The sequence below is a fragment of the Tsuneonella sp. HG249 genome (genome assembly GCF_053819205.1).
Map to the genome: position 1 here is coordinate 296212 of NZ_JBSOQY010000001.1, position 24929 is coordinate 321140.

The 24929-nt window shown below is 68.1% G+C and carries 23 protein-coding genes; 12 read left to right on the forward strand and 11 right to left on the reverse strand.

Going from position 1 to position 24929, the window contains the following annotated elements:
- Window positions 1-122: 122 nt before the first annotated feature.
- The 3 genes from fdxA to ACWPM1_RS01555 are packed head-to-tail and all read right to left on the reverse strand — an operon-like array spanning window position 123 to window position 3174.
- Window positions 123-461 carry a ferredoxin FdxA gene (gene fdxA / locus ACWPM1_RS01545; RefSeq protein ID WP_455693086.1) on the reverse strand — a complete coding sequence of 113 codons (339 nt, stop codon included), beginning with the start codon at window positions 459-461 and terminating at the stop codon, window positions 123-125.
- Window positions 458-769 (reverse strand): RNA-binding S4 domain-containing protein, encoded by a 312-nt coding sequence (locus tag ACWPM1_RS01550; protein ID WP_455693087.1) that lies wholly within the window; start codon window positions 767-769, stop codon window positions 458-460. Before ACWPM1_RS01550 ends, fdxA begins: the two co-directional genes overlap by 4 nt.
- The gene (locus ACWPM1_RS01555) at window positions 766-3174 is read right to left on the reverse strand and encodes a helicase-related protein (RefSeq protein WP_455695098.1); all 2409 of its coding nucleotides are present in this window, start codon (window positions 3172-3174) and stop codon (window positions 766-768) included. The genes ACWPM1_RS01550 and ACWPM1_RS01555 overlap by 4 nt, the downstream gene beginning before the upstream one ends.
- Window positions 3175-3463: 289 nt before the next feature.
- Here ACWPM1_RS01555 and ACWPM1_RS01560 point away from each other — a divergent pair, with 289 nt between their 5' ends.
- From ACWPM1_RS01560 to ACWPM1_RS01580, 5 genes are read left to right on the forward strand one after another with little or no spacing between them, the layout of a single operon-like run.
- Entirely contained in the window at window positions 3464-5065 is a 1602-nt protein-coding gene (locus tag ACWPM1_RS01560; protein WP_455695099.1) for a peptidoglycan DD-metalloendopeptidase family protein, read from the forward strand.
- 38 nt (window positions 5066-5103) lie between these two features.
- Window positions 5104-6099, forward strand: coding sequence for a porphobilinogen synthase (gene hemB, locus ACWPM1_RS01565; RefSeq protein WP_455693088.1), 996 nt, complete (start codon window positions 5104-5106; stop codon window positions 6097-6099).
- Window positions 6092-6652, forward strand: coding sequence for a GNAT family N-acetyltransferase (locus ACWPM1_RS01570; protein WP_455693089.1), 561 nt, complete (start codon window positions 6092-6094; stop codon window positions 6650-6652). The genes hemB and ACWPM1_RS01570 overlap by 8 nt, the downstream gene beginning before the upstream one ends.
- Window positions 6649-8844 carry a spermidine synthase gene (locus ACWPM1_RS01575; protein WP_455693090.1) on the forward strand — a complete coding sequence of 732 codons (2196 nt, stop codon included), beginning with the start codon at window positions 6649-6651 and terminating at the stop codon, window positions 8842-8844. The genes ACWPM1_RS01570 and ACWPM1_RS01575 overlap by 4 nt, the downstream gene beginning before the upstream one ends.
- A gap of 2 nt (window positions 8845-8846) precedes the next feature.
- Entirely contained in the window at window positions 8847-9410 is a 564-nt protein-coding gene (locus ACWPM1_RS01580; protein WP_455695100.1) for a gamma carbonic anhydrase family protein, read from the forward strand.
- 34 nt (window positions 9411-9444) lie between these two features.
- Here the strand turns inward: ACWPM1_RS01580 and ACWPM1_RS01585 are convergent, their stop codons facing one another.
- The 3 genes from ACWPM1_RS01585 to ACWPM1_RS01595 are packed head-to-tail and all read right to left on the reverse strand — an operon-like array spanning window position 9445 to window position 12888.
- Window positions 9445-10719: a SulP family inorganic anion transporter gene (locus ACWPM1_RS01585; protein WP_455693091.1), complete on the reverse strand. Its 1275-nt coding sequence runs from the start codon at window positions 10717-10719 to the stop codon at window positions 9445-9447.
- 40 nt (window positions 10720-10759) lie between these two features.
- Complete coding sequence (locus tag ACWPM1_RS01590) at window positions 10760-11275, reverse strand: DUF1993 family protein (protein ID WP_455693092.1); 516 nt, start codon at window positions 11273-11275, stop codon at window positions 10760-10762.
- A gap of 20 nt (window positions 11276-11295) precedes the next feature.
- Window positions 11296-12888 carry a cisplatin damage response ATP-dependent DNA ligase gene (locus tag ACWPM1_RS01595; protein ID WP_455693093.1) on the reverse strand — a complete coding sequence of 531 codons (1593 nt, stop codon included), beginning with the start codon at window positions 12886-12888 and terminating at the stop codon, window positions 11296-11298.
- 84 nt (window positions 12889-12972) lie between these two features.
- Here ACWPM1_RS01595 and ACWPM1_RS01600 point away from each other — a divergent pair, with 84 nt between their 5' ends.
- Window positions 12973-13272: a hypothetical protein gene (locus ACWPM1_RS01600; protein WP_455693094.1), complete on the forward strand. Its 300-nt coding sequence runs from the start codon at window positions 12973-12975 to the stop codon at window positions 13270-13272.
- Between the two features lies 1 nt (window position 13273).
- Here the strand turns inward: ACWPM1_RS01600 and ACWPM1_RS01605 are convergent, their stop codons facing one another.
- The 3 genes from ACWPM1_RS01605 to ACWPM1_RS01615 form a co-directional block, all read right to left on the reverse strand.
- Complete coding sequence (locus ACWPM1_RS01605) at window positions 13274-14278, reverse strand: ligase-associated DNA damage response exonuclease (protein WP_455693095.1); 1005 nt, start codon at window positions 14276-14278, stop codon at window positions 13274-13276.
- Between the two features lie 68 nt (window positions 14279-14346).
- A complete protein-coding gene (gene clpA / locus ACWPM1_RS01610; protein WP_455693096.1) occupies window positions 14347-16725 on the reverse strand; it encodes an ATP-dependent Clp protease ATP-binding subunit ClpA in 2379 nt (792 codons plus the stop codon).
- A gap of 155 nt (window positions 16726-16880) precedes the next feature.
- Window positions 16881-17081 carry a DUF1192 domain-containing protein gene (locus ACWPM1_RS01615; protein ID WP_455693097.1) on the reverse strand — a complete coding sequence of 67 codons (201 nt, stop codon included), beginning with the start codon at window positions 17079-17081 and terminating at the stop codon, window positions 16881-16883.
- Window positions 17082-17218: 137 nt separating this feature from the next.
- Here ACWPM1_RS01615 and ACWPM1_RS01620 point away from each other — a divergent pair, with 137 nt between their 5' ends.
- The 5 genes from ACWPM1_RS01620 (at window position 17219) to ACWPM1_RS01640 (ending at window position 21557) form a co-directional block, all read left to right on the forward strand.
- Window positions 17219-18196 (forward strand): NAD(P)H-quinone oxidoreductase, encoded by a 978-nt coding sequence (locus ACWPM1_RS01620; protein WP_455695101.1) that lies wholly within the window; start codon window positions 17219-17221, stop codon window positions 18194-18196.
- On the forward strand, window positions 18189-18815 hold the full coding sequence (locus tag ACWPM1_RS01625; protein WP_455693098.1) for a glutathione S-transferase family protein: 627 nt from the start codon (window positions 18189-18191) through the stop codon (window positions 18813-18815). Before ACWPM1_RS01620 ends, ACWPM1_RS01625 begins: the two co-directional genes overlap by 8 nt.
- 69 nt (window positions 18816-18884) lie before the next feature.
- On the forward strand, window positions 18885-19037 hold the full coding sequence (locus ACWPM1_RS01630) for a hypothetical protein (protein WP_455693099.1): 153 nt from the start codon (window positions 18885-18887) through the stop codon (window positions 19035-19037).
- An 87-nt stretch (window positions 19038-19124) separates the two neighbouring features.
- Window positions 19125-19832, forward strand: coding sequence for a DUF1013 domain-containing protein (locus tag ACWPM1_RS01635; protein ID WP_455693100.1), 708 nt, complete (start codon window positions 19125-19127; stop codon window positions 19830-19832).
- A 48-nt stretch (window positions 19833-19880) separates the two neighbouring features.
- The gene (locus ACWPM1_RS01640; RefSeq protein WP_455693101.1) at window positions 19881-21557 is read left to right on the forward strand and encodes a long-chain-fatty-acid--CoA ligase; all 1677 of its coding nucleotides are present in this window, start codon (window positions 19881-19883) and stop codon (window positions 21555-21557) included.
- Between the two features lie 60 nt (window positions 21558-21617).
- Here the strand turns inward: ACWPM1_RS01640 and ACWPM1_RS01645 are convergent, their stop codons facing one another.
- Window positions 21618-22091: a bactofilin family protein gene (locus ACWPM1_RS01645; RefSeq protein ID WP_455693102.1), complete on the reverse strand. Its 474-nt coding sequence runs from the start codon at window positions 22089-22091 to the stop codon at window positions 21618-21620.
- Window positions 22039-23190, reverse strand: a complete 1152-nt coding sequence (locus ACWPM1_RS01650; protein ID WP_455693103.1) for a M23 family metallopeptidase — start codon at window positions 23188-23190, stop codon at window positions 22039-22041. The genes ACWPM1_RS01645 and ACWPM1_RS01650 overlap by 53 nt, the downstream gene beginning before the upstream one ends.
- A 234-nt stretch (window positions 23191-23424) precedes the next feature.
- On the opposite strand from ACWPM1_RS01650, the gene ACWPM1_RS01655 reads away from it, so the two are divergent.
- A complete protein-coding gene (locus ACWPM1_RS01655) occupies window positions 23425-24696 on the forward strand; it encodes a glutamate-5-semialdehyde dehydrogenase (RefSeq protein ID WP_455693104.1) in 1272 nt (423 codons plus the stop codon).
- Window positions 24697-24929 lie beyond the last annotated feature (233 nt).

The window sequence follows — 24929 nt, forward strand, 5'->3', positions numbered from 1 at the left end:
TCACCGACGGGAATCGCTCACCGCCGGGCTTGTTGGATTATATAACATAATCGCAACAAAATTTCCACCCCCGCGACGGCGGAGGGCCGCTATCTGTCTGGAAAGGCCGTCGAGGGCCCCGTTCAGTCGCCTTCGCCGGGCTCCGCCGTGAAGAACTTGGCGTACTTGCCGTCCTCACCCTTGTGCTCGTCGGCGTCGGCCGGCGGGTCCTTCTTCTGGGTGATGTTGGGCCATTCGGCCGAAAACTTGGTGTTGAGCTCGAGCCACTGCTCAAGGCCGTCCTCGGTGTCGGGCAGAATCGCTTCAGCGGGGCATTCGGGCTCACACACGCCGCAGTCGATGCACTCGGACGGATTGATGACGAGCATCGTCTCGCCTTCGTAGAAGCAGTCGACCGGGCAGACCTCGACGCAGTCGGTGTACTTGCATCTGATGCAGGCGTCGGTGACGACGTAGGTCATTGCGGCGGGCCCCTGTGCGGCGGTTGCTCTTGGCCCGCTGCTAGGCTGGCAGATGCCTGCGGGTCAAGCGTGCGGTAGCATGCCCGTGCTTCTGCCGCGGGGCCGCGGCGCAGAGGAAGGGCGATCAGCTCGATGACCTCCACCCCGCCGGGCAGCGGAACCGTCAGGGTATCGCCTTCGGCGACATCCTGGCTGGCGCGGACCACTCTTGCCCCGTTGCGGCGGACATGGCCCGAGGCGACCAGAACTTGCGCGAGGCCGCGGGTCTTGGTCAACCGCAATTGCCAAAGCAGCTTGTCGATCCTCATTGGCCGACCAGGTCCGCCAGCGCGGCAAACGCGTTATCCCGCTGGGGCGGCCTTGCCGCTGGCGCTTCGCGGCGAGCGGGGCGCCAACTCCAGCGGTCGGGCGCGGGGGGACCTTGCATGCCGTCGGCCAGCGCCTGCGCCGGCTGGACCTTGAATCCCGCCGCCCCGAGCAGCCGCACCCAGTTCCCTAGCTTGAGCCCGGTCGAAACGGCCAGCGAGGGATCGAGCGCGAATTGCCGCATGCGTTCCTTCCCCCGTGCCTCGTGCCCAGCGCGCAGCAGCTTTTCGGCCACGTCTACCCGGATGGCCTGGTCGCCCGCACGGCGATATCCAGTCGGCAGCGCGGACGAACCGGGGAGCACCGACGGCATCCCGTCGGCTAGCGGCCGCCGGTCGATCCCGGCATCCTGCATCGCCCGCCTCGCGGCCGGCTTGAGCAGCGCGGGCGCGAAAACGTCGAGCGCGCCGAATACGACGCCAAGACGGCGCAGGAACGGCCGCAGTTCTTTCGGCAGGTGTTCGATACCGGCCTTGTCCCGCGAAATCGCACCATGTCCGCCAACGAGATTGAGTAGCAAGGCGCGGGCCTCGCTGCCTGCTGCGGGATCGCGCGCCGCGGATTCCAGGGCGGCGAGCGGGGCAAGCGGCGCTAGCCGCGCCTTGAGCCACAATTCGATGGCCTGCAGCAGCGCCTGGCGGTCGCGTGGGGGTACCGTCGCCAATTCGCGGGTCGGAACCAGCTTGAACCTGCCGGCGGCCGAAGCTCGTTCGAGTTGGGCCAGTTCCGATCCGTCCCAACAAATGAACCCCGCTTTGAGCGACAACTGGTCGAGCGAGTGGGCGAGGGTCTGTGCGCGGGCGGCGAGCAACCTCGGCAACGACCTTTCAGCGGCGGCCAGCAGCATGCGGCGATCGCTATGGCTTGCGCCGCGGTCGACGACGAACCGAAAGCCTTCGAGGTGCCCGATCGGCTCGTCCTCAACCGTCACGACGTCATCGGCTCCCAAGGCAACCGGCAGCAGCGCGGGATCCACGCCAAGGCTCTTCATAAGGATAGCGGTGCGGCGATTGACGAAGCGTTCGGTCAACCGCGCGTGGAGCGCGTCGCTCAGTCGAGCTTCTACCGCGTGGGCACGAGCCGCCATCTCGTCACGCGCCAGCACCCAGTCGGGCCGCTGAGCGATATACGCCCAACTGCGGATCGCCGCTATCCTTCCCTGCAGGGTGTCGATGTCACCCTGCGGCCGGTCGAGTTCGGAAATCCGCGCGGCAATGTAGTCCGCTCCCAGATGTCCGTGCCGCAAGTCCTGCCATAACCGGGCGACGAACCGGGCGTGGGTATCGGGGCCGCTCTGGCGGAAATCGGGCAGGCTGCAAGCTTCCCACAGGCGGCGGACCAAACCCGGCGTAGTGACGTCCGCTGCGAGCGGGTCTTCCGCCAAACGCTTCAGCACACTGAGATCGATAGCCTCCGGCGCGCGGACGAGGCCGGGCTCGGGCGGAACCGATTCCAGGTCCGCAATTAGCGTGGCCAAGGTGTCGAACCGCGGTTCGGCCTCGCGCCAGAACAGCGAAGTCAGCGGCGCGAACCGATGCTCCTCAATCGCATAGACTTCTTCGTCGGTGAACTCGGGCGCCTCGCCGCCCGCGCCGCTCAGCGTGCCGAAACTCCCGTCGGTCTGGTGCCGGCCGGCGCGCCCTGCGATCTGCGCCATCTCGGCTGGGGTCAGCCGTCGCTGACGGATACCGTCGAACTTCGACAGGCCGGCAAAAACCACATGGCGGACATCGAGATTGAGGCCCATCCCGATCGCGTCGGTCGCGACGATGTAGTCCACCTCGCCCGACTGGAAGAGCGCGACCTGCTTGTTGCGCGTCTCCGGGCTCAGCCCGCCCATCACGACCGCCGCGCCGCCCCGGAACCGGCGGAGCATTTCCGCGACCGCGTAAACCTGCTCGGCGGAGAAGGCGACGACCGCGCTCCGCGGCGGCAGGCGGCTGAGCTTGGTGGCGCCCGCGTACGTAAGCGTCGAGAAACGCGGTCGGGTGACGATCTCGGCCTTGGGCAGGAGCTGGCGGACCATCGGCTCGAGGGTCGAGGAGCCGAGCAGCATGGTCTCCTCGCGGCCGCGCGCATGGAGCAGGCGGTCGGTGAAGATGTGCCCGCGCTCGCGATCGGCCCCGATCTGGGCCTCGTCGATGGCAACGAAGGCATGCCCTCCGCCCAGCCTCGGCATGGCTTCGGCCGTGCAGCAGAAGTAGCGCGCGTCCCTGGGCTCGATGCGCTCCTCGCCGGTAATCAGCGCGACCTGCTTTTCGCCCTTCAAGGCAACGACGCGGTCGTAAACCTCGCGCGCCAGCAACCGCAGCGGAAAGCCGATCGCGCCGGACGAATGCCCGCACATCCGCTCGATGGCGAGGTGGGTCTTGCCGGTATTGGTAGGTCCGAGGACCGCCTTGATCGTCACGCCCCCTCATGTGGCATCGCGGCCCCGGTGGGGCAACCACATGGATTTGCTCGATTCGATCTGTCGCAAGGCGGACTCCGCTGAGCCCATTTTAGGGCGGCGTTAACTTCAATCGGGCAGGAAAGTCCGGCACGGGCCTCGTCGGGTCCGGGTTGCGCCGGAAGGGATCTCCAGCGCGCAGCCTGATTGAGTGGAGGACGCGCTGTTCAAGCCGCGCGACAGTGACATGCCGGGGCATGGCCCCGCCGACGGAGTGCCGGGCTGGCGCGCCGCGGCGCTGACGCACGCGCAAGCCGAACGCGACGCTGCTCCGGTGGTCCTTAAACGTGTCGGCGGCCTTGCCGATCGGTGGGACGCCTGGCGCTGGCGGGCGGAAGAGAAGCTCGCCGCTGTCGACCTCGCGCCCGATCTGGCAGACGGTATCGGCACCCGCCGCTGGTTCCGCGGCCTTGGCACTTTCCTTGGCCTCAGCGCTTTCAGTCTCGCCTTCTGGCCCGGCTTCGCTCCGCTCGAAGCAGCGCCCGCGACCCGTGTCGACGATGCGGTGCGCGACGAGTTCCGCAGCCAGATGATCATGCCGCTCGCGATGGGCGGCGACAGCGGGCGGCAGATGGCGGCGACCGGCGCCGTGACTGCCCTCAAGGCTGCTCCCGAGCGTCCGACTATCGAGGTGGCCGCTACTCTCGTCGGCGGCGACAGCTTCGGCCGCATGCTTGCGCGCGCCGGCATCGGCGGGGCCGACGCCAACCGGGTCCTCGCGCTGGTTTCGCAGGCGGTGCCGCTCGGCGAGATAGCCTCTGGCACGCAGGTCGACATCACCCTCGGTCGGCGCCCCGAGCCCGGCGCGCCGCGGCCGCTCGAGGCGCTTGCCTTCCGCGCGCGCTTCGATCTCGCGCTATCGATCCAGCGTGGCGACGGCGGGCTGGCCCTCGAGCGCCAGGCCATCCGGGTCGACAACACGCCGCTGCGCATTCGCGGTGTCGCCGGCGACAGCCTCTATCGTTCGATGCGCGCTGCGGGCGCCCCGGCGGGCGCCGTCCAGCAGTACCTCAAGGCGCTGGGCGAGCAGATCGACCTCGATGAGGGGGTCCGCCCCGCCGACACCTTCGACATGATCCTGTCCTACAAGCGCGCAGCGACCGGCGAGCGCCAGGTGGGGCAACTGCTGTACGCCGGTGTCGACCGGAACGGGAAGCCGCGTACCCAGCTCATGCGCTGGGGCAGCGACGGGCGGTTTTACGAGGCTTCCGGGGTCGGCGAGCAGCGGAGCGGATTGCTCGCGCCGGTGCCAGGGCCGATCTCGTCGGGCTTCGGAACGCGCCGCCATCCGATCCTCGGCTATTTTCGCCGCCACGCCGGGATGGACTTCCGCGCGAGCTACGGCACCCCGATCGTCGCGGTGACCGACGGCGTGGTTACCTCCGCCGGCCGGGCCGGCGGCTGCGGCAACGCGGTGAGGCTGAACCATCAGGGCGGCATCTCGACCCGCTATTGCCACATGAGCCGCATGGCGGTCTCGCCCGGGCAGGGCGTGCGGCGCGGGCAGGTCATCGGCTACGTCGGTTCGACCGGGCTCTCGACCGGGCCGCACCTGCATTACGAGATGTATCGCGGCGGCCGCGCCGTCGATCCGGGCACCGTCCGGTTCGTCACGCGTGCGCTGCTCTCAGGCGAGAACCTCAAGCGCTTCCGCGCGGTACTTGCGCAGCTCAAGACCGTGCCGACGGGCGCGGCGCTGGCCGACCTCGCGCCGACCGTTTCCGAGGCCAGAGGGGACGAGCCGCTGCGGGAGATCGACCGGCTCGAGGCGAAGAAACCCGCGGTCTGATTGCGCGCAGCGGGCAATTGCGGCAACAGCATGGCACGATGACCGCCGCCTACCCCAACCTTCGCCTCCGCCGGACACGCGCCAGCGCGTGGAGCCGCGCGCTTCACCGCGAGACGATGCTGACCCCGGCGGACCTCATCTGGCCCCTGTTCGTCACCGAGGGGATGGGGGTCGAGGAACCGATAGCCAGCCTGCCCGGGGTCTCCCGCTGGTCGGTCGACGGCATCGCCAAACGTGCATATGAAGCGCTCGATCTGGGCATTCCATGTGTCGCATTGTTTCCCAATACGCCTGGAACGCTGCGTTCGGACGATGGAAGCGAAGCGCTCAATCCCGACAATCTGATGTGCCGCGCGATCAAGGCCATCAAGGACGCCACGGGGGGAGGCATCGGGGTGCTGACCGACGTCGCGCTCGATCCCTACACCAGCCACGGGCAGGACGGGCTGCTCGATGCCGCGGGTTATGTGACCAACGACGACACCGTCGCCGTGCTGGTCGATCAGGCCCTCAACCAGGCCGCGGCAGGGGCCGATATCATCGCGCCCAGCGACATGATGGACGGCCGGGTGCGGGCGATCCGCATGGCGCTGGAGATGAACGGCCATGTCAACGTGCAGATCATGGCTTATGCCGCCAAGTACGCGAGCGCGTTCTACGGGCCGTTCCGCGACGCGGTCGGCTCGGGCGGCCTGCTCAAGGGCGACAAGAAGTCCTACCAGATGGATCCCGCCAACGCCGAAGAGGCGCTGCGCGAAGTCGCGCTCGACATCGCGGAGGGTGCCGACAGCGTGATGGTCAAGCCGGGCCTGCCCTATCTCGATATCGTCCGCCGGGTGAAGGACCGCTTCGAGGTGCCGGTGTTCGCTTACCAGGTGAGCGGGGAGTACGCGATGATCGAGGCCGCCGCGGCCGCAGGCGCCGGCGACCGCGACGCGCTGGTCCTCGAGACGCTGATGGCATTCAAGCGGGCCGGCTGCTCGGGCGTGCTCAGCTACCACGCGGCGCACGCTGCCCGCCTCCTCAATGGCTGATTTCCGGCTTGAAACCGAGCGGCTTGTCTTGCGCGACTGGCGCGAGGGCGACGCCGAACGCTTCTTCGCCGGCACCGACACCCCCGCGGTGATGCGCTGGCTCGGCGGGGTGATGGACGACGCCGGCAGGCAGGCGCTGCTCGAGCGGGTATCCGGTTGCCGCTCCGCCAACGGCTTCTGCTTCTGGATCGTCGAGCGTCAGGAAGACGGCGAGGTGCTCGGGTTCTGCGGCCTGAAGCGCGCCGACGCCCCGGGCTCGAGCGTGGCTGGCGAAATGGAGATCGGCTGGCGCTTGCGCGAGGATGCCTGGGGCAAGGGCTACGCGAAAGAGGCCGCAAGCGCGGCGCTCAATGCCGCCTTCGATCGGTTCGACGCCGAGCAGGTCGTTGCGCTCACGGTCGACGGCAACGTGCCGAGCTGGGGGCTGATGCTGCGCCTCGGCATGCGTCGCCGCGCGGAGCTTGATTACGTCGATCCGCGCTTCGGAGACGAACTCAATCCGACGATCGTGTACACCATCAGCCGCGCCGAATGGGGGGAAGCGCACCGATGATCATCAACCGGCGGGCGCTGTTCACGCTCACGATCCTGCTTGGCAGCTTCCTGCTGTTTCTCGTCCAGCCGATGGTCGCCCGCATGGCGCTGCCGCGCCTCGGCGGGGCGCCCAACGTGTGGAACAGCGCGATGCTGGTCTACCAGGCGTTGCTGCTCGGCGGATACGGCTACGCCCATGCCATCGGCCGGCTGTCGCTCCAGCGGCAGGCGCTGGTCCACCTCGCGGTCCTGGTGCTGGCCGCGCTGACGCTGCCCATCGCGCTCGCCGATCTTCCACCGGCCCAGCCCGGGGCGGAAGTGCTGTGGGTGCCGCTGTTGTTCTTCGCCACCATCGGCCCCTTGTTCTTCGCCGTTTCGGCGCAGGCGCCGCTGATGCAGCGCTGGTATGCCGCGGACCCCAATGCCGGCGACCCATACCCGCTCTACGCCGCGAGCAACCTCGGCAGCTTCGCGGGCCTCATCGCCTATCCTTTGCTGGTCGAGCCGCTCTTGCCGCTGCGCTGGCAAAGCGGGGGCTGGGCGATCGGCTACGGCCTGCTGGTGGTGCTCGTTCTCCTCGTCAGCCGCGGGCTGCCGAAGGTCGCGCTGGCCACCGCCGACGAACAATCGCCCGACGTAGAAGAAACGATCGGCTGGAAGCGCATCGCGCTGTGGCTGGCGCTGGCTGCGGTGCCTTCCGGCCTGATGCTGTCGACCACGACCTATCTCACGACCGACATCTTCGCGATGCCTCTGCTGTGGGTCATTCCCCTCGGGCTTTACCTGCTGTCGTTCTCGATCGCCTTCTCCGAGCGGCGCGGGCTCGCCGATGCCGTGTCCCGCCACGCCGCCGCGCTGGTCATGGTGCTCGGCAGCATTACCATGCTGCTGTCGGCCAACGGTTCGCTGGCCCCGGCGGTCGTCAGCGTCGCCCTGCTCGCGGTGGTGGCGGTGGCGCTTCATTCGCGGATGTACGCCACCCGGCCGAGCCCGCGGAAGCTGACGCTGTTCTACCTCGTCATGTCGGCCGGCGGCGCGCTGGGCGGGGCGCTCACCGCGCTCATCGCGCCGGTGGTGTTCGACTGGACTTGGGAGCATCCCCTGCTGATCGTCGCCGCGGCGCTGCTGGTTCCGCTGCCCGGCTATGCCCGCTGGACCGAGCGCTTCGGGTGGACGCCCGAGCGCACCCGGCTGGTGTTCGCGATGATCCTCTCGGCCGGGCTCATCTCCATGAGCTTCCTCGCCAACGCGGTCGCGGCCCAGCCGCCTTCGCCGCTGCTGGTGCAGGGCCTGCTGGCGACGGTCGTCATCGCCGCCCTGCTCGTCGTCCGTTGGCGGCCGGCCTTCGCGGCGCTGCTCGCGCTGGCGATGCTCGCGCTCGGCGGTGTCAACGCGCTCCGCACGACGATCGCGGGCGAGCGCAGCCGGAGCTATTTCGGCATCTACACCGTGCGCAATATCGGCGCCGAGGCGCGCACGCTCGCCCACGGCACCACGCTGCACGGCATCCAGCTGCGCAAGCCGGGGCTCGAGCTCGAGCCGACCAGCTACTACGGCCGGACCTCGGGCATCGGCCTGGCGCTGGGCGCGGGCGACGCCTTGCTTGGCCCGAGCGCCCGGGTGGGCATCGTCGGACTGGGGGTCGGCACGCTCTCGTGCTACCGCCGCCCAGGGCAGCTCTGGACCTTCTACGAGATCGATCCGGCGGTACTCGAGTACTCGCGCAACGGGCAATTCACTTTCATGCAGCGATGCGTGCCCGATGCCAAAGTCGTGATCGGGGATGCGCGACTCGAACTCGCCAAGGCGCCGGCGTCCGCGCACGACCTGCTCGCGATCGATGCTTTCTCGTCCGATGCGGTGCCGCTGCACTTGCTGACCGACGAAGCGTTCAAGGTCTATTTGCACAGCCTGGCGCCCGACGGCCTGCTGCTGGTCCACATCTCCAATCGGTTCGTGAACCTCGCGCCTGCCCTGGGCGCGGCGGCGCGGGCTAACGGCCTTGCGGCCATTCGCCGCGACGACGAGGGCGCGAAGCACCCGCAGACCCGCTCGATCTGGATCGCCATGGCGCGCGACCCCAAACGGCTCGAAGCGCTGCAAGCGTCGGACGCCGCTACCTGGACTTGGCTGGACACCACGCGCGATAACGTGTGGACCGACGATTACGCCTCGATCCTGCCCGACCTCAACTGGAGCAAGTTTCTGTGAGCATCCATCGCCCGGGCGTCACCGTTGTGCCGATCCACGGCAAGACGGCGCAGATCGCCGACAGCGCCTTCATCGCGCCGGGCTGCACGATCGTCGGCGATGTGACGATCGGCCCCGACGCGAGCGTGTGGTACAACTGCGTGCTGCGCGCCGACGTCAGCCGGATCGTGATCGGCGAGCGGACCAACATTCAGGACGGCAGTGTACTGCACTGCGATCCGGCACGGCCGGGGGATCCCGACGGCTCCCCGCTGATCATCGGCGACGACGTGCTGGTGGGGCACATGGTCATGCTGCACGGCTGCGTGATCCACGACCGCGGCTTTGTGGGCCTCGGCGCGATCGCGATGAACAAGGCGGTGATCGGAAGCGACGCCATGCTGGCAGCGGGCGCGATGCTCACCGAGGGCAAAGTGATGGAAGCGCGCGAGCTGTGGGGCGGCCGCCCCGCGCGCAAGATGCGCGACCTCGACGACATGGCCGTCGCCGGTATGCGGATGGGCGTCGCGCACTACGTCGAGAACGCCAAAGCCCACGCCGCCGCGCTCAAGGACGCCGGGCTCTAGCGGTTGCGCCGCGCGACTTTTCGTCGCGCGGCCGTCAGGGCTCAGGCGGCCGCCATTGCTCGGCCTCGAGCCGGCTCTCCCGCAGCCGGAGCGCGAGCCCGCACGCGACCCCGACCCCGATCGCCACGGTGAGGTCGACCAGCACCGTCAGCACGAGGGTGAGCGCGAGGAGTAGCCGCGCGGCGGGCGGCTCGGCCCAATAGCTTCTCCACTTGTGCGGCTCGCTCATGCTCCAGGCCGTCATGATCAGGAGCGCCGCGAGCGCCGGCATCGCGAGGCGGCCGGCCAGCGGCGCCATGGTCAGCATCACGATGAGAATGACTGCGGCGTGGACGATGCCGGCCACGGGGGTCTGGCCCCCGGCGCGCACGTTGGTGGCGGTGCGGGCGATCGCCCCGGTCGCGGGCAGCCCGCCGAACAGCGCGGAGCCGATGTTGGCCCAGCCTTGCGCCAACACTTCGGCGTTCGGCCGGTGGCTCCCGCCGATCATGCGGTCGGCGACCATCGCCGAGAGCAGCGATTCGATCGCCGCGAGGAAGGCGATCACGAACGCCGAGGGCATCAGTTCGACCACCCGCGTCCACGTCACCTCGGGTAGCGCCGGCGGCGGCAGCCTGCTGGGCAGCTCGCCGTATTGCGAGGCGATCGTTGCCACCGGCAACGCCAATGCGGCCACCACCGCGGATACCAGCAGCGGCCCGATCAGCCGGTCGGGCAGCCGGGGCCATAGCCGGCGCAGCGCGACGAGTAGGCCCAGGGTCGCCGCGCCGGCCGCGAAGGCGTGCCAGTCGGCGGTGCCGCGCGCAGCCCACAGCGCCTGCATCTTGGGGACGAAGTCGGCCGGCAGGTTAGCCGCTTCGATGCCGAGCAGGTCCTTGAGCTGGCTACTGGCGATCACCACCGCGATGCCGAGGGTGAAGCCGTTGATCACTGGCTCGGGCACATAGGCGATGAGATTGCCCGCCCGCAGCAACCCGGCCGCGACGAGGATGAGCCCGGCCATCATCGTCGCCAGCACGAGGCCGTCGTAACCGTGCTCGGCGATCACCGCATAGACGACGACGATGAAGGCGCCGGTCGGCCCGCCGATCTGCACCCGGCTCCCGCCCAGCGCGGAGATGAGGAAGCCCCCCACGATCGCGGTCACCAGACCCGCGGCCGGCGGCGCGCCCGACGCGATGGCGATCGCGATCGACAAGGGGATGGCGACCAGCGCCACGCTGATTCCTGCAAAGAGGTCGCCGAGGAACAGCTTGGAGCCGTATCCGGGCAGCGTGGTCAGCAGCTTGGGTTTCACCGCGGCGGCCATCTACGGCGCGGCGCGGACCACGCGCAAGGGCCGCGCGGAATCAGTTATTCGCGGGTGCGCGCAAGTAGCGGAACATGTAGCCGACGTAATCGGCCTTCCCCAGCGCGATGCCCGCCGCGCGCAGGATCGCGTAGGCGGTCATCAGGTGGAAGTAGAACTGCGGCAGCGCCCAGTCGCGCACGTAACTTTCGGTTTGCAGGTCGAAGGTCATGCCGTTGGCGAGGCTCAGTTCGACCGGGGCATCGTCGGCGCCGAACGGGGTGTCGCGCCAGCCCTTGATCAGCGCGCGGGTGGCGGCAATCCGCTCGCGCGCTGCGCTGAGCGTCTCGTCGTCGATGTCGCTCGAGGAGTACGCGACCCCGGCCGCGCCGGCCATCGCCTCGCCCGGCAGGTTGCAGACGAAGCGGATCTGGCGACTGAGCGGGAACATGTCGTCGGCCAGCTTGTGGCCGAGCAAGGCATCGCCGCGCGGGTCGTCGGCCGCCTTGGCGAGCCAGGCGTCGAGCGAGCCGAGCATGTTGTCGTAAGTGGTGAGGAGGATATCCGCAGTTTGCATGGGCCGCGCCTAGCTGCCCGTCAGTCCTTGATCAACGCCTTGAGCGCATCGATCCGGTCGGCTTCGTGCGGCGGCTTGTCCCACCGCACGCGGTGGACGCGGGGGAAGCGCATCGCCAGCCCGGACTTGTGGCGTTTGCTCTCGTGCACCGAATCGAACGCCAGCTCGAACACCAGGCTGCGGTCGGTCTCGCGCACCGGGCCGAAGCGGTTGACGGTGTGGGTGCGGACGTGGCGGTCGATCTTCTTGAGTTCCTCGTCGGTGAAGCCCGAGTAGGCCTTGCCCACCGGGAGCAGTTCGGCGCCCACGTCGGGATCACCGTCCCAGCAACCGAACGTGTAGTCCGAATAAAAGCTCGAGCGTTTCCCGCTGCCGCGTTGGGCATACATCAGCACCGCGTCGATCAGCAGCGGGTCGCGCTTCCACTTGTACCACAGCCCTGTCTTGCGACCCGAGATATAGGGCGAGTCGCGGCGCTTGAGCATCAGCCCCTCGATCGCCTCGTCGCGGGCGCCGCCGCGGATTTCGGCAAGGTGGTCGAAGTCGCTCGCTTCGACGACCTGGCTGAGGTCGAAGTGGCTTTCGGGAAGCCTCGGCATCAGCGCCTCCAGCGCCTTGCGCCGCTCGAACCACGGACGTTCGCGCAAGTCCTTCCCCTCGAGGATGAGCACGTCGTAGAGCCTGACGAACGCCGGGTACTCGGCGAGCATCTTCTTCGCGACGACCTTGCGTCCCAAACGCTGCTGCAGCGCATTGAAGCTCGCCGCGCCGCCCTGCTCGCCGCCCTGGTGCGAGCCGCGCACCAGCAGTTCGCCGTCCAGCACCGCGTCCATCGGCAGCACGTCGAGCAGTTCGGGGAACGTCCCCGAGATGTCGTCGCCGCCGCGCGAGTAGAGCCGGCTTTCTCCGCCCATGCGGACAAGCTGGACGCGGATCCCGTCCCACTTCCACTCGGCGGCGTAGTGCTCGAGGTCGACGACGGTTTCCTCGAGCGGGTGCGCGAGCATGAACGGGCGGAAAGTCGGCATGTTCGCGGTGTCGGGTGCGTCGTGGCCGTGCGCGGCCCAGTTGAACAGCGGCTCATATGGCGCGACGAGACCGTGCCAATGCTCCTCGACTTCCTCGACCCCGACCTCGAAGGCCTGCGCGAAGGCGACTTTGGCGAGGCGGCTGGAAATGCCGATCCGCATCGCCCCCGTGGCGAGCTTGAGCAGCGCGTAGCGGCCTGACGGGTCGAGCCGGTCCATCAAGGCGGGCAACTCGGTGAACACCGACTTGCGGGTCATCGCGGAGAGCAGCGCGACCGTTTCGCTGACGGTCGGCGGGCTCGGCGCGTTGTCCGGCGCTGGCCACAACAGGCTCGCCGTCTCGGCGGTGTCGCCGACGAAATCGCGACTCAGCGTCCATAGCACCGGGTCGACCCGCTCCATCAGCATCGTGCGGATCGCCGACGACTTGACGGCAGGAAAGTTCAGCCCGTCGGTCAGCGCCGCGAGCGCCCACCCGCGGTCAGGATCGGGCGTCGCGCGCAAGTACTCGGCTATCAGCCGCAGCTTCTCGTTGCGGCTGCGGGTGTAGACCAGCGCATCGATGAGGGCGGCGAGTTCTTCCATCTAGGCGGCGCGCCGCCGGTTCGCTATGCCGGGCACGACCTCCTGCCAATCTTGGGCGGATGCTCTCCAGAAGGAACTGCCCGAATGCGTCTCGTTTTCGCCGCCCTTGCTCTTGTCCCGGCGGCCGCTGTGGCCAACGACACCGCCCCCGTGGCCGCGCCCGCCCCGGCTGCGCGGCTCAACCTCGATACGCCGCTGGAGACGATCATGGCCGACCCGGCCGGCGCGGCGCTCATTGAATCGGTCGCCCCCGGCACCGCCGCGCATCCGCAGTACAGCGCGTTCAAGGGCATGAGCCTGCGCGAGCTGTCGATGATCGCCTCCGACAAGCTGACGCCAGAGGCGCTCGCCAAGCTCGAAGCCGCGCTCGCGCAGATCAAGTGAGTCAGTCATCCTCGTCCTCGTAACCGACGAGGGCGAGGGCGCGGGCCTTGCGCTGGTGGAGCTGGTGCCAGCGCAGCAGCGCCTCTTCGCGGCCATGGGTGATCCAGGTCTCGCGCGGGTTCACTTCCTCGACGGTGCGGGTAAGCTCACCCCAGTCGGCGTGATCCGAGATCACCAACGGCAGTTCGACATTTCGCTGCCGGGCCCGCTGGCGGACTCGCATCCAGCCCGATGCCATCGCGGTGATCGGGTCAGGCAGCCGCCGGCTCCAGCGGTCGTTGAGCGCGCCCGGCGGGCAGACCACCACCCGCCCGCGCATCTCTTCCTTGCTGGCTTCGCTCACCAGCTTGAGCTCGCCGAGCGACACGCCGAATTCCTCGTATAGCCGGCACATCTTTTCGAGCGCGCCGTGGAGGTAGATCGGCTCGTGGTGCCCCGCGGCGCGAAGCTCGGCGATCACCCGCTGCGCCTTGCCCAGCGCATAGGCGCCGACCAGCACGCAGCGGTCAGGATGCGCGGCGAGCCGGTTGAGCAGCTTCTTCATCTCCGCCGCGATCGGCGGGTGGCAGAACAACGGCAGGCCGAAGGTCGCCTCGGTGACGAAGATATCGCACGGGGTCACTTCAAACGGCGGACAAGTCGGGTCGGGCCGGCGCTTGTAGTCGCCGGTGACCACGACGCGTTCGCCGGCATGTTCGAGCAGGATCTGCGCGCTACCGAGAACGTGGCCGGCGGGGATGAAAGTTGCATCGACTTCGCCCTTCAGCCGGATCGTCTCGCCGTACGGCACCGGTGTCGCCCCATCGCGGGTGAAGTAGCGCAACTCCATGATCGCCAGCGTCTCGGGGGTGGCCACCGTCACCCCGTGGCCCCCGCGCGCGTGATCGGCGTGGCCGTGCGTGACCAGCGCGTGCGGGGTGGGGCGCGAGGGGTCGATCCAGGTGTCCGCGGGAACGACATGGATGCCCCACGGCTCGGGCCGGATCCATGCGAAGTCGCGCGCCATCGGCGATTCAAGCGAAAGGGGCGCGAAGCGTTCCCGCCCGCGCCCCTCGCTTGTTCATCGAGTGGAGGTCAGCCCTCGCCGTCCCCGCCTTTGCTCTCGGCATTCTCGCTCGCCTCGGCGGCCGGCTTGCCCTTCTTCGTGGCCTTCGCCTTCTTGGCCGCCTTCACCTTGGGCGGCGCCGGGGTCAGCTCGAACGAGGGCTGCCCGTCCTTGACGGTGACATGCACCTCGCCGCCACCAGCAAGCTTGCCGAACAACAACTCTTCGGCGAGCGGCTGCTTGATCTTCTCCTGGATCAGGCGCGCCATCGGGCGGGCGCCGTACAGCTTGTCGTAGCCCTTCTCGGCCAGCCATCCGCGCGCTTCGCCGTCGAACTGGATGTGCACGTTCTGCTCGGCCAACTGGAGTTCGAGCTGGAGAATGAACTTGTCGACCACTCGCGCCACGGTCTCGCGGCCGAGGTAGGTGAACGGCACGATCGCATCGAGGCGGTTGCGGAACTCGGGTGTGAACATGCGCTTCACGGCTTCTTCCTGAGCGTCCTCCTTGCTCACATCTCCGAAGCCGATGCCCTGACGCGCCATGTCGGACGCGCCGGCATTGGTCGTCATGATCAGCACGACGTTGCGGAAATCGACCGTCTTGCCGTGGTGGTCGGTCAGGCGCCCGTTATCCATCACCTGCAGCAGGATGTTGAACAGGTCCGGGTGCGCTTTCTCGATCTCGTCGAGCAGGAGCACGCTGTGCGGCTGCTGGTCGACCGCGTCGGTCAGCAGGCCGCCCTGGTCATAGCCGACATAGCCCGGAGGCGCGCCGATCAGCCGCGAAACGGAGTGCCGCTCCATGTACTCGGACATGTCGAAGCGCTGCAGCGGGATGCCCATGATGCTGGCGAGCTGGCGCGCGACCTCGGTCTTGCCGACGCCGGTAGGGCCCGAGAACAGGAACGAGCCGATCGGCTTGTCCGGGTCGCGCAGCCCCGCGCGGCTGAGCTTCATCGCGGTGGAGAGCTTTTTGACCGCCTCGTCCTGGCCGTAGACGACCTGCTTCAGGTCGCGTTCGAGGTGCTCGAGCGCCTTCTTGTCGTCGCTCGACACGCTCTTGGGCGGGATGCGGGCCATGGTCGATATGACCTGCTCGATCTCGCGCGAAGTGATCTTCTTCTTCCGCTTGGAAGGCGGAACCAGCATCTGCATCGCGCCCACTTCGTCGATCACGTCGATCGCCTTGTCGGGCAGCTTGCGGTCGTTGATGTAGCGGGCCGACAACTCGACCGCGGTCTTGATCGCGTCGGGCGTGTAGGTGACCTTGTGGTGATCCTCGAACGCCGTGCGCAGGCCCTTGAGAATCTTGATCGTGTCTTCCACCGTCGGTTCGTTCACATCGATCTTCTGGAACCGGCGCAGCAGGGCGCGGTCCTTCTCGAAGTGGTTGCGGAACTCCTTGTAGGTGGTCGAGCCGATGCAGCGGATCGTCCCGCCGCTCAGCGCGGGCTTCAACAGGTTCGAAGCGTCCATCGCCCCGCCGCTGGTGGCGCCGGCGCCAATCACGGTGTGGATCTCGTCGATGAACAGCACCGCGTCGGGCATTTTCTCGAGTTCGCCCACGACCTGCTTCAGCCGCTCCTCGAAATCACCGCGATAGCGGGTGCCTGCGAGCAGCGCGCCCATGTCGAGGCTGTAGATCACTGCGTTCTCGAGCACCTCGGGCACTTCGCCCTCGACGATCTTGCGCGCGAGGCCTTCGGCAATCGCGGTCTTGCCGACGCCGGGATCGCCCACGTAGAGCGGGTTGTTCTTGCTGCGACGGCAGAGAATCTGGATTGTGCGATCGACCTCCGGCCCGCGGCCGATCAGCGGATCGACCTTGCCGTTCTTGGCCTTCTCGTTGAGGTTGACGGTGAACTGGTCGAGCGCGGACTGGTCCTTGCTCGCCTTGCTGTCGCCTTTGCTCTCAGCCTGGCCTTCATCCGAAACGCCCTGGGGCGGCTTCGATTCGAGCTGCTTGCCGCCCTTGCCGATGCCGTGGCTGATGAAGCTTACCGCATCCAATCGGCTCATGTCCTGCTGTTGCAGGAAATAGACCGCGTAGCTGTCGCGTTCCGAGAACAGTGCCACCAGCACGTTGGCCCCGGTGACGGTGTCCTTGCCGCTCGACTGGACGTGCAGGATCGCGCGCTGGATCACTCGCTGGAAGCCGGCGGTCGGCTGCGGGTCGGCCTCGTCGGCCGTCTCGAGCTTCTGGTATTCCTCGTCGAGGTAGCGGCGCACGACTTCGCCGAGCTCCGCAAGATCGACCCCGCAGGCGACCATCACCTGCGCGGCGTCCTCGTCGTCGATCAGCGCGAGCAGCAAGTGCTCGAGCGTCGCGTATTCGTGTCGCCGCTCAGCCGCGCCCGCGAGCGCGCCGTGGAGGGTCTTTTCGAGATTGGTGGCGAAACTGGGCATTCAGGTGACTTTCGCAGAGAGTCGCTCGAGCGAGCTTGAAGAGGAATATGAGCGCTTATGGTTAACGGCGCTTTTACGCTTCGTGGCCGCGACAATTCGCGACAGTACTTGCCAAGAATGTAGGGTGCGGCCCGGCAAATGCGAGGCCGCCGGATTCATGAACTGGGCTTCCCGAACAGGGAGTCGGCGGCACTTCGGTGGGCCGCGGCTTTCTGGCGATGGGTTTCCACCCGCGCGATCTCCGCCTGAAGGAGCTCGATGCGTTCCGCCAGCTCGACCTGAGAGTAAGGCGAGAGATCCTCCTTGGCCAGGAGGCTCGCGGCATCGCCGCGCGGACGGGGAAGATCGTCGTCCATGGGTGAAGCTTCGCGCGTGCCGGCGCTTGCTGTCAATGGCCACCACAGCTAGTCCCCCGCCGGGCGCGTTGCGCTGTCATATTCCGGCAACAGGGGGGCAGACCGTGGCCGTGGCAATTCCCGAGACGATGACCGCGATGGGCTACGACGCGCCCGGTGGGCCGGAGGTGTTCCGCCCGGAAACCCTTCCGGTGCCGCAGCCGGGACCGGGCGAGGTGCTGATCCGCGTCGGTTATGCAGGCGTCAACCGGCCCGACGTCATCCAGCGGCAGGGGTTCTATCCGCCGCCGCCGGGAGCTTCTCCCATTCCGGGGCTCGAGATCGCGGGGACAATCGTCGCCCGGGGCGACGGGGTGGGCATGGAGTTGCTCGGCCAGAGGGTCTGCGCGCTGGTCTCGGGCGGCGGCTATGCCGAATATTGCCTCGCGGTGGCCGACCATAGCCTGCCGCTGCCGCAGGGGCTCTCGCTCGCCGAAGCGGCCGCCCTTCCCGAAACCCTGTTCACGGTGTGGCACAACGTGTTCGAGCGCGCCTATGCCTGCGAGGGCGAGACGCTGCTGGTCCACGGCGGTACCAGCGGCATCGGCACGATGGCGATCATGCTGGGCAAGGCGTTCGGGCTCACCGTCATCGCCACGGCCGGCAGCCCGGTTAAGTGCGATGCGATGCGCGAGCTTGGGGCGGACCTCGCAATCGACTACAAGGCGCAGGATTTCGTCGAAGAGGTGAAGGCTTTCACCGGCGGCAAGGGCGTCAATGTCGTGCTGGACATGGTGTCGGGCGACTATGTGCCGCGCAATCTCCAGTGCCTGGCGGACGACGGCCGCCACGTGACGATCGCGGTGCTCGGCGGTCTCAAGGCGACGATCGACATGGCGCTGATCATGCGCAAGCGCCTGACTCTCGCCGGCTCGACGCTGCGCGCGCGATCGAACGAGTTCAAGGCGCTGCTCGCCGACGAGATCGCCAACGTCGCCTGGCCGCTGGTGGCCGACGGCACGGTGCGGCCGGTGATGGACCGGACTTATCCGCTGGTGCAAGTCGCCGCGGCTCACGCGCGGATGGAAAACGGCGACCATATCGGCAAGATCGTGCTGGAGGTGGCCGGTGACTGACCTCACGCTTCACGAAGACCCGCTCAGCGGCAATTGCTACAAGATCAAGCTCACCGCGGCATTGCTCGGGGTCAGGCTGGCTATCCGCCAGTACGACATCCAGCGCGGCGAGACCCGCACGCCCGCGTTCCTCGCCGAGGTCAATCCCAACGGGCGCATTCCGGTGCTCGAGATCGTCGACGGCGGCAACCGGCGCTTCCTGCCCGAATCCAACGCCGCCTGCTGGTATCTCGCCGACGGCAGCGCGCTGATCCCGAGCGACCGGTTCGAGCGCGCCGACATGCTGCGGTGGATGTTCTTCGAGCAGTACAACCACGAGCCCAACATCGCCACGTTGCGGTTCTGGCTTGCGTTCGTCGGCGAGGCTCACCTCAGCGAACAGCAGCGGGCGATGATCCCGGCCAAGCGCATCGCGGGCGAGGATGCGCTGGCCTTGATGGACGACCATCTCGCCACCCGCGACTGGTTCGTCGGCGACGGCGTGACCCTCGCCGACATTGCGCTCTACGCCTACACCCACGTAGCCGAGATGGGCTGCTTCCGCCTGCGCGACCGAAAGCACGTCTGCGCCTGGCTCGGCCGGGTTGCCGCCCTGCCGCGCTACGTGCCGATGGCCTGACTCAAACCTGTCACACAGTCGCGAATCTTCCGCATTCGCCGTGCACAGCGGCGGCGAAGGAGAAGTGCGATGCTGCAGGATTGGGAAAAGGGCTTGGTCGGCAACAACCCTGGAACGATGTCGAGCCTGGCCAAGCGCGAAACGCTCGCGCAGGTGATGGTGCGCGCCTTCAGGCCGATCCAGTCCCACCGGGACCGCGAAGAGTTCCGTCGCGCCGCCTAACGCTTGCGATAGCGGGCGGCATGGCCTAGATCGGTCCCACACGGCCGCCCCGAGAGGGGCGGCCTCTCTATTTTTCAGGACCCGATCATGGCCGACCAACCGACCCCGCTGATGCCGCACGCGACCGCCACCTGGCTGGTCGACAATACCGCGCTGAGCTTCGAGCAGATCGCCGAGTTCTGCGGGCTGCACATCCTCGAGGTGCAGGCGATGGCCGACGATCTGGCGGGCGCCAAGTACACCGGGCGCGATCCGGTCCACGCGGGCGAGCTGACGAACGAGGAAATCGAGCGCGGCCAGGCCGACCCCGTCTACCGGCTCAAGATGCACAAGGCCCCTGTCGCCGTCAGCCGCACCAAGGGCCCGCGCTACACGCCGGTTTCGAAGCGGCAGGACAAGCCCGACGGCATCGCCTGGATCCTGCGCAATCACCCCGAGGTGTCGGACGCGCAGATCGGCAAGCTGATCGGCACCACCCGCAACACGATCACCGCGATCCGCGAGCGCAGCCACTGGAACATCCAGAACATCAACGCCAAGGATCCGGTGACGCTCGGCCTGTGCTCGCAGCGCGAGCTCGACGCGATGGTGGCCAAGGCCGCCAAGAAGGCCGGGATCGAGGAAGATTCGGTTGCCCGCGACGCCCGCTTCGGCAGCGACCGCGATGCGCTCATCACCGAGCTGCGCGCCGAGCGCGAGGCTGCCGCCAAGATCGCGGTCGAAGCTTCGCAGGAGGCCGAGGCGGCCGCGTGGCTCGAAGCCAAGCGGGCCGAGGAAGCCACCAGCGAAGGTTGATCGCCTCTCCGCTTGCCAAGCGCGCGCGCTTGACGCATCCGTGTTGACATGGATGTAAGCAGCGCGCCGGATCATCCCTCCCCCAGCCAGTACCGGCACCCAACCGCGTGGGATGTGGCCCTCGCGGAGCTGACGGTCCCCGGCCTGCTCAAGCGCGCCGCGCGCGAGGCGCCGCAATCGCCCGCGATTGACTTCCTCGGCCGCATCTACAGCTACACTCAGGTGTACGAAGAGGCTCGCCGTGTGGCCCACGGCCTGATCGCCCGGGGAATCCTGCCGGGCGACCGGATTGGCCTGTTCCTCCCCAACGTACCGATCTACCTCTCGGCCTACTACGGCGCGATGATGGCGGGGGCCGTGGTGGTGAACTTCTCCCCGCTCTACACCGCCGACGAGCTCGCCGCGCAGGTCGCCGACTCCGGCACTCGCCTGCTGGTCACGGTCGATGTCGCCAGCCTGTTGCCGACCGCGCTGAAGGTCCTCGACGGTTCCGCGCTGGAAACCTTGGTGGTGGGCAGCTTGGGCGCGATGTTGCCGTGGACCAAGCGTGTCGCGCTGAAGGTCCTCGGTCGCAAGGCGCTGGCGGCCATTCCCGCGCGTCCCGACGTGATCCGCTGGGCGGACCTGCCCGCCGAAGCCGGGGGGCCGTTACCCGAAGTGCGCCGCGACGACCTCGCGTTGCTGCAATACACCGGCGGCACCACCGGCCGCCCCAAGGGGGCCATGCTTACCCAGGCCAACCTGGCAGCGAATGCGCTTCAGGTCGAGGCGATCGACCCGCGCGTCGGCGGGCGGGACATGATCCTGGGCGTGCTGCCGCTGTTCCACGTGTTCGCCAACACGTGCGTCCTCAACCGCACCGTCGCTAACAAGGGCTGCATAGCCATGCTCCCGCGGTTCGATGCAGGGCAGGCATTGAAGACGCTGCAACGAGTCAAGGCCACCGCCTTTCCGGGCGTGCCGACGATGTACCAGGCGCTGCTCGACCACCCGCAACTGGCGCGGACCGATTTCTCGTCGCTGCGGGTGTGCATCTCGGGCGGGGCCCCGCTCCCCGCGCCCGTCCGCGAAAAGTGGGAAGCGGCGACCGGCGCCCGGCTGGTGGAAGGATACGGCCTTACCGAATCGAGCGGCGTCGTCTCGACCAACCCTTACGAGGGCGAGCGGCGCGATGGCACCATCGGCCAGGTCCTGCCGCACACAAGGGTGCGTCTGCTCGACAAAGAGGGCCCCGGCAAACCTGCGCCGCCCGGCGAGCCGGGCGAGCTCGCCATCGCCGGGCCGCAGATCATGCAGGGCTACTGGAACCGTCCCGAAGCCGCGGCGGACGCGTTCGTCGAGATCGACGGAGAGCGCTGGCTGCGCACCGGTGACGTGGCGCTGATCGATGTCGACGGGTTCATCACGATCGTCGACCGCATCAAGGACATGATCGCGGTCGGCGGCTTCAAGGTCTTCCCGAGCGAGGTCGAGCGGGTGCTGCTCGAGAACGCGGCGGTCAAGGAAGCGCTCGTGCTCGGCTTGCCCGATCCTTACCTCGGAGAAATGCCACGCGCGTTCGTCACGCTCAACGACGGTGTCGGCGCGACAGACGAGGAACTTGCCGCCTGGCTCAACGCCCGCGTCGGCAAGCACGAGCGCGTGAGCGGCGTCGAGATCCGCGGCGAGCTGCCCAAGACGATGGTCGGCAAGCTCGACCGCAAGGCGCTTCGGGCGGAGCTGTGAGAGACCAGCGAGAATTAGTCATCGCGAGCAGCGGCTCGCAATGACCAGGTTTGGCGGCGCTTAGCTGGCCAGCGTAAGCTTGGGTTCGCCGTCGTCGCTCGGATTCGGCCCGGGCCTCGGTGCGACCGGCGCGGCAATCGGAGCCGCGGCCTTCGCCGGCATCCGATGCGCGAAGCGGCCTTCAACTTCGGCGCCCTGCTCGATCGTCAGCGCGTCGTAGTGGACGTCGCCGTTGATGCGCGCGGTGCGCAGCACGACCAGCTCGCGCGCGGCAATCGAGCCGCTGATGCTGCCGCCGATGCGGGCGGTTTCGGCCTCGATCGCGCCTTCGACCGAGCTGCCTTCGCCCTGGACGAGGCTGGCGCACTTGATGTCGCCTTCGACCCGGCCGTCGATGTGAAGGTCGACGGTCGCTTCGATATCGCCGCGTATGACCACGTCGCTGCCGATGACCGAAAAGGTCGAGCCGCTCACCGAGGGTCTAGCCACGGGTTGGCTCACTGGACTGTACTCGTCTGGCTTCTTTGAGAACATGGGGGGCAGCCTCCAGGAAAGGGCGCGGGTTCACCGCGCGGTCGTTGACGCGCACCTCGAAGTGAAGGTGCGGACCGGTCGAACGGCCGGTCGATCCGATTGCGCCGATGATGTCGCCTGCGGCGACCTCTTGCCCCACTTTCGACGCGAACCTGGACATGTGGGCATAGCGGGTGATCATCCCGTTGCCGTGGCTGATCTCCACCACGTTGCCGTAGCCGGCCTTCTGGCCGACGTAGCTCACCCGCCCGGTGGCCGCGGCATAGATCGGCGCGCCGGTGGGTCCGCGGAAATCGATCCCGGCGTGCATCGCGGTCGCACCGGTGAAAGGATCGCGGCGGGCGCCGAAGCTGCTGGTCATCGAATGCGCGGCGGGGCGGTACTGGGGGATACCTGCGAGGCTGCGGTCGAGCGCTTCCATGCGGGCGAGGCTGAGGCCGAGCCGCTCGAAGCGCGGATCGAGAGAGCCGTCGCTGGCGGTCGCGAGCTTTTCGAGCGGACCGCCCATCGCCTGGCGGCTCGCGGCGCGAACCATCGAATTGGGATCGAGCCCGAACTGCCGAATCGCGCGAGCAGTGCGCTCGGCGCGGCGGTCCGCATAGCGGGTCAATTTTTCGACGAACGCCAGCTGGCGCGCCTCGATCCGGACGAGCGCGGCGGCTTCCGGGATCAGCGCGCTGACCTTGTCCACGGTGCGGGCAGCTTCGCCGGTGGAATCGCTGACGGTCTCGCCGTCGCGCGCGTCGGCGGGCAGCGAATCGACCATTTCCTCGATGAAAGTCTGGCGCCGGGCAAGACTGTCGGCGACCTCGTCGATGTTGGCGCGGTAGTCGCCGACGCGGTCCTCCGCTTTGGCGATGGTGGCTTCACGCTCCAGAAGAGACATCCGGTCGGCAGCCGCACGGTATTGCAGCCAGCCCATGACGGCCAGCGACAGGCCCCAGGCGAGTAGCGCCGCAATGACCGCCCCCGCGGCGGTCATTTGCACCTTGCCGGTGACCTTTATGAAGCGGACCTGCCCCTGTGATCGCATGATGAACTCGCGATCCGGAAACCAGGCGCGCAGGCGGTTCGAAAAACCGCCGGCGACAATGTTCATGTGAGGTACGACCCCTATTTCCCGTCTTATCCCGGGACGGCCGCTAACAAACCGTGGCGGGCGCGTCGAATCGCCGGGTGCCGACTCGGGGCGAGTCGGGTGAGTCGTGCGGCGAAACGTTCATTTTAGTCAAATTTTTGAATCCTTGCGGGAACCTAGCGGGCCAATCGGTGTTTGGCCGCCCCAATGAATCGATGCCTGACAGTACGCGGCCTGCCTGCTAGCTCGAGCGTCATGGCCGATGCAGGACTCTCTCCAGATCCAAGGGCGCTCGTCGAAGGGCTCGCCCGCGCCGGCCGTGCGGCGCAAGCCGCGCTGGCGCGGTTGGACGACCCCATCCGGGCGAGCGCCCTGCGCGCTGCCGCCGCCGAACTGCGTGCCGACGAAGCCGCGATTTTGGCCGCGAACGCGCAGGACATGGTGGCCGGCGAAGCGTCAGGCCTGACGCCCGCCATGCTCGATCGCTTGCATCTCGATGCGCAGCGGCTGTCCGGCATCGCCGAGGCGGTGGAAGCGGTGGCGTCGCTCCCCAGCCCCGTGGGCGAGATCATCGCCCGCGATACCCGGCCCAACGGCATGGTGCTCGAACGCGTGCGCATTCCCATCGGCCTGATCGGCATCGTCTACGAGAGCCGGCCCAACGTCACCGCCGACGCCGCCGCGTTGTGCGTGCGCGCGGGCAACGCGGCGCTGCTGCGCGGCGGGAGCGAGGCGGTCCACTCGAACCGCGCGATCCATGCGGCGTTCGTGCGCGGGCTGGCGACGGCAGGCGTGCCGGCCCAGGCCGTGCAACTGGTGCCGACCCAGGACCGCGCGGCAGTCGGCGCGATGCTAAGCGCAGCTGGCCTGATCGACATGATCGTGCCCCGCGGCGGCAAGGGGTTGGTGGCGCGGGTCCAGGCCGATGCGCGGGTACCCGTCCTCGCCCACCTCGACGGGCTCAACCACACTTACGTCCATACCGCGGCGGACCCCGCCAAGGCGCGTGCGATCGCGCTCGACGCCAAAATGCGCCGGACGGGCATCTGCGGGGCGATGGAGACCCTGCTGGTCGACGCCGCCTTCCCGGAGACGCCGGCGCTGCTAGTCGACCTGATCGACGCTGGCTGCGAAGTGCGCGGGGATGCCCGCGCCCAAGCGGTCGATCCGCGCGTCGTCGCCGCGAGCGCCGACGACTGGGACACCGAGTACCTTGACGCCATGTTGTCGGTCGCCGTGGTCGATGGGCCGGACGAGGCGATGGCGCACATCGCCGCGCACGGCTCGCACCACACAGATGCGATCGTCACCGAGGACACGGCGGTCGCCGAGCGCTTCCTCGCCGAGGTCGATTCGGCGATCGTGATGCACAACGCCTCGAGCCAGTTTGCCGATGGGGGCGAGTTCGGGCTGGGCGCGGAGATCGGCATCGCCACCGGGCGCCTGCACGCGCGCGGACCAGTGGCGCTCGAAGGTCTGACGACGTACAAGTGGCTCGTGCGCGGTACGGGGCAGGTACGCGGCTGAGGTTTCGTTTTCCTACGTCTTCGCTTTGCGGCATGGATGGCCCGGAATGAACCGTTCGCTTCCCGCTTTCGCATCCGGCCGTGGCGCCCGGCCAAGGTCGCAAGTTCGGCCACGCGCAGCGCCGCCAATCGGGATGAATTGCGCACCGGAAACAATGTTTTACGAGCCCTCGGCGGCCTGCAAGGTCACCCAATTTCGCACTGCCTTTGGTGTGCCATGCAAGGCCACCGCCG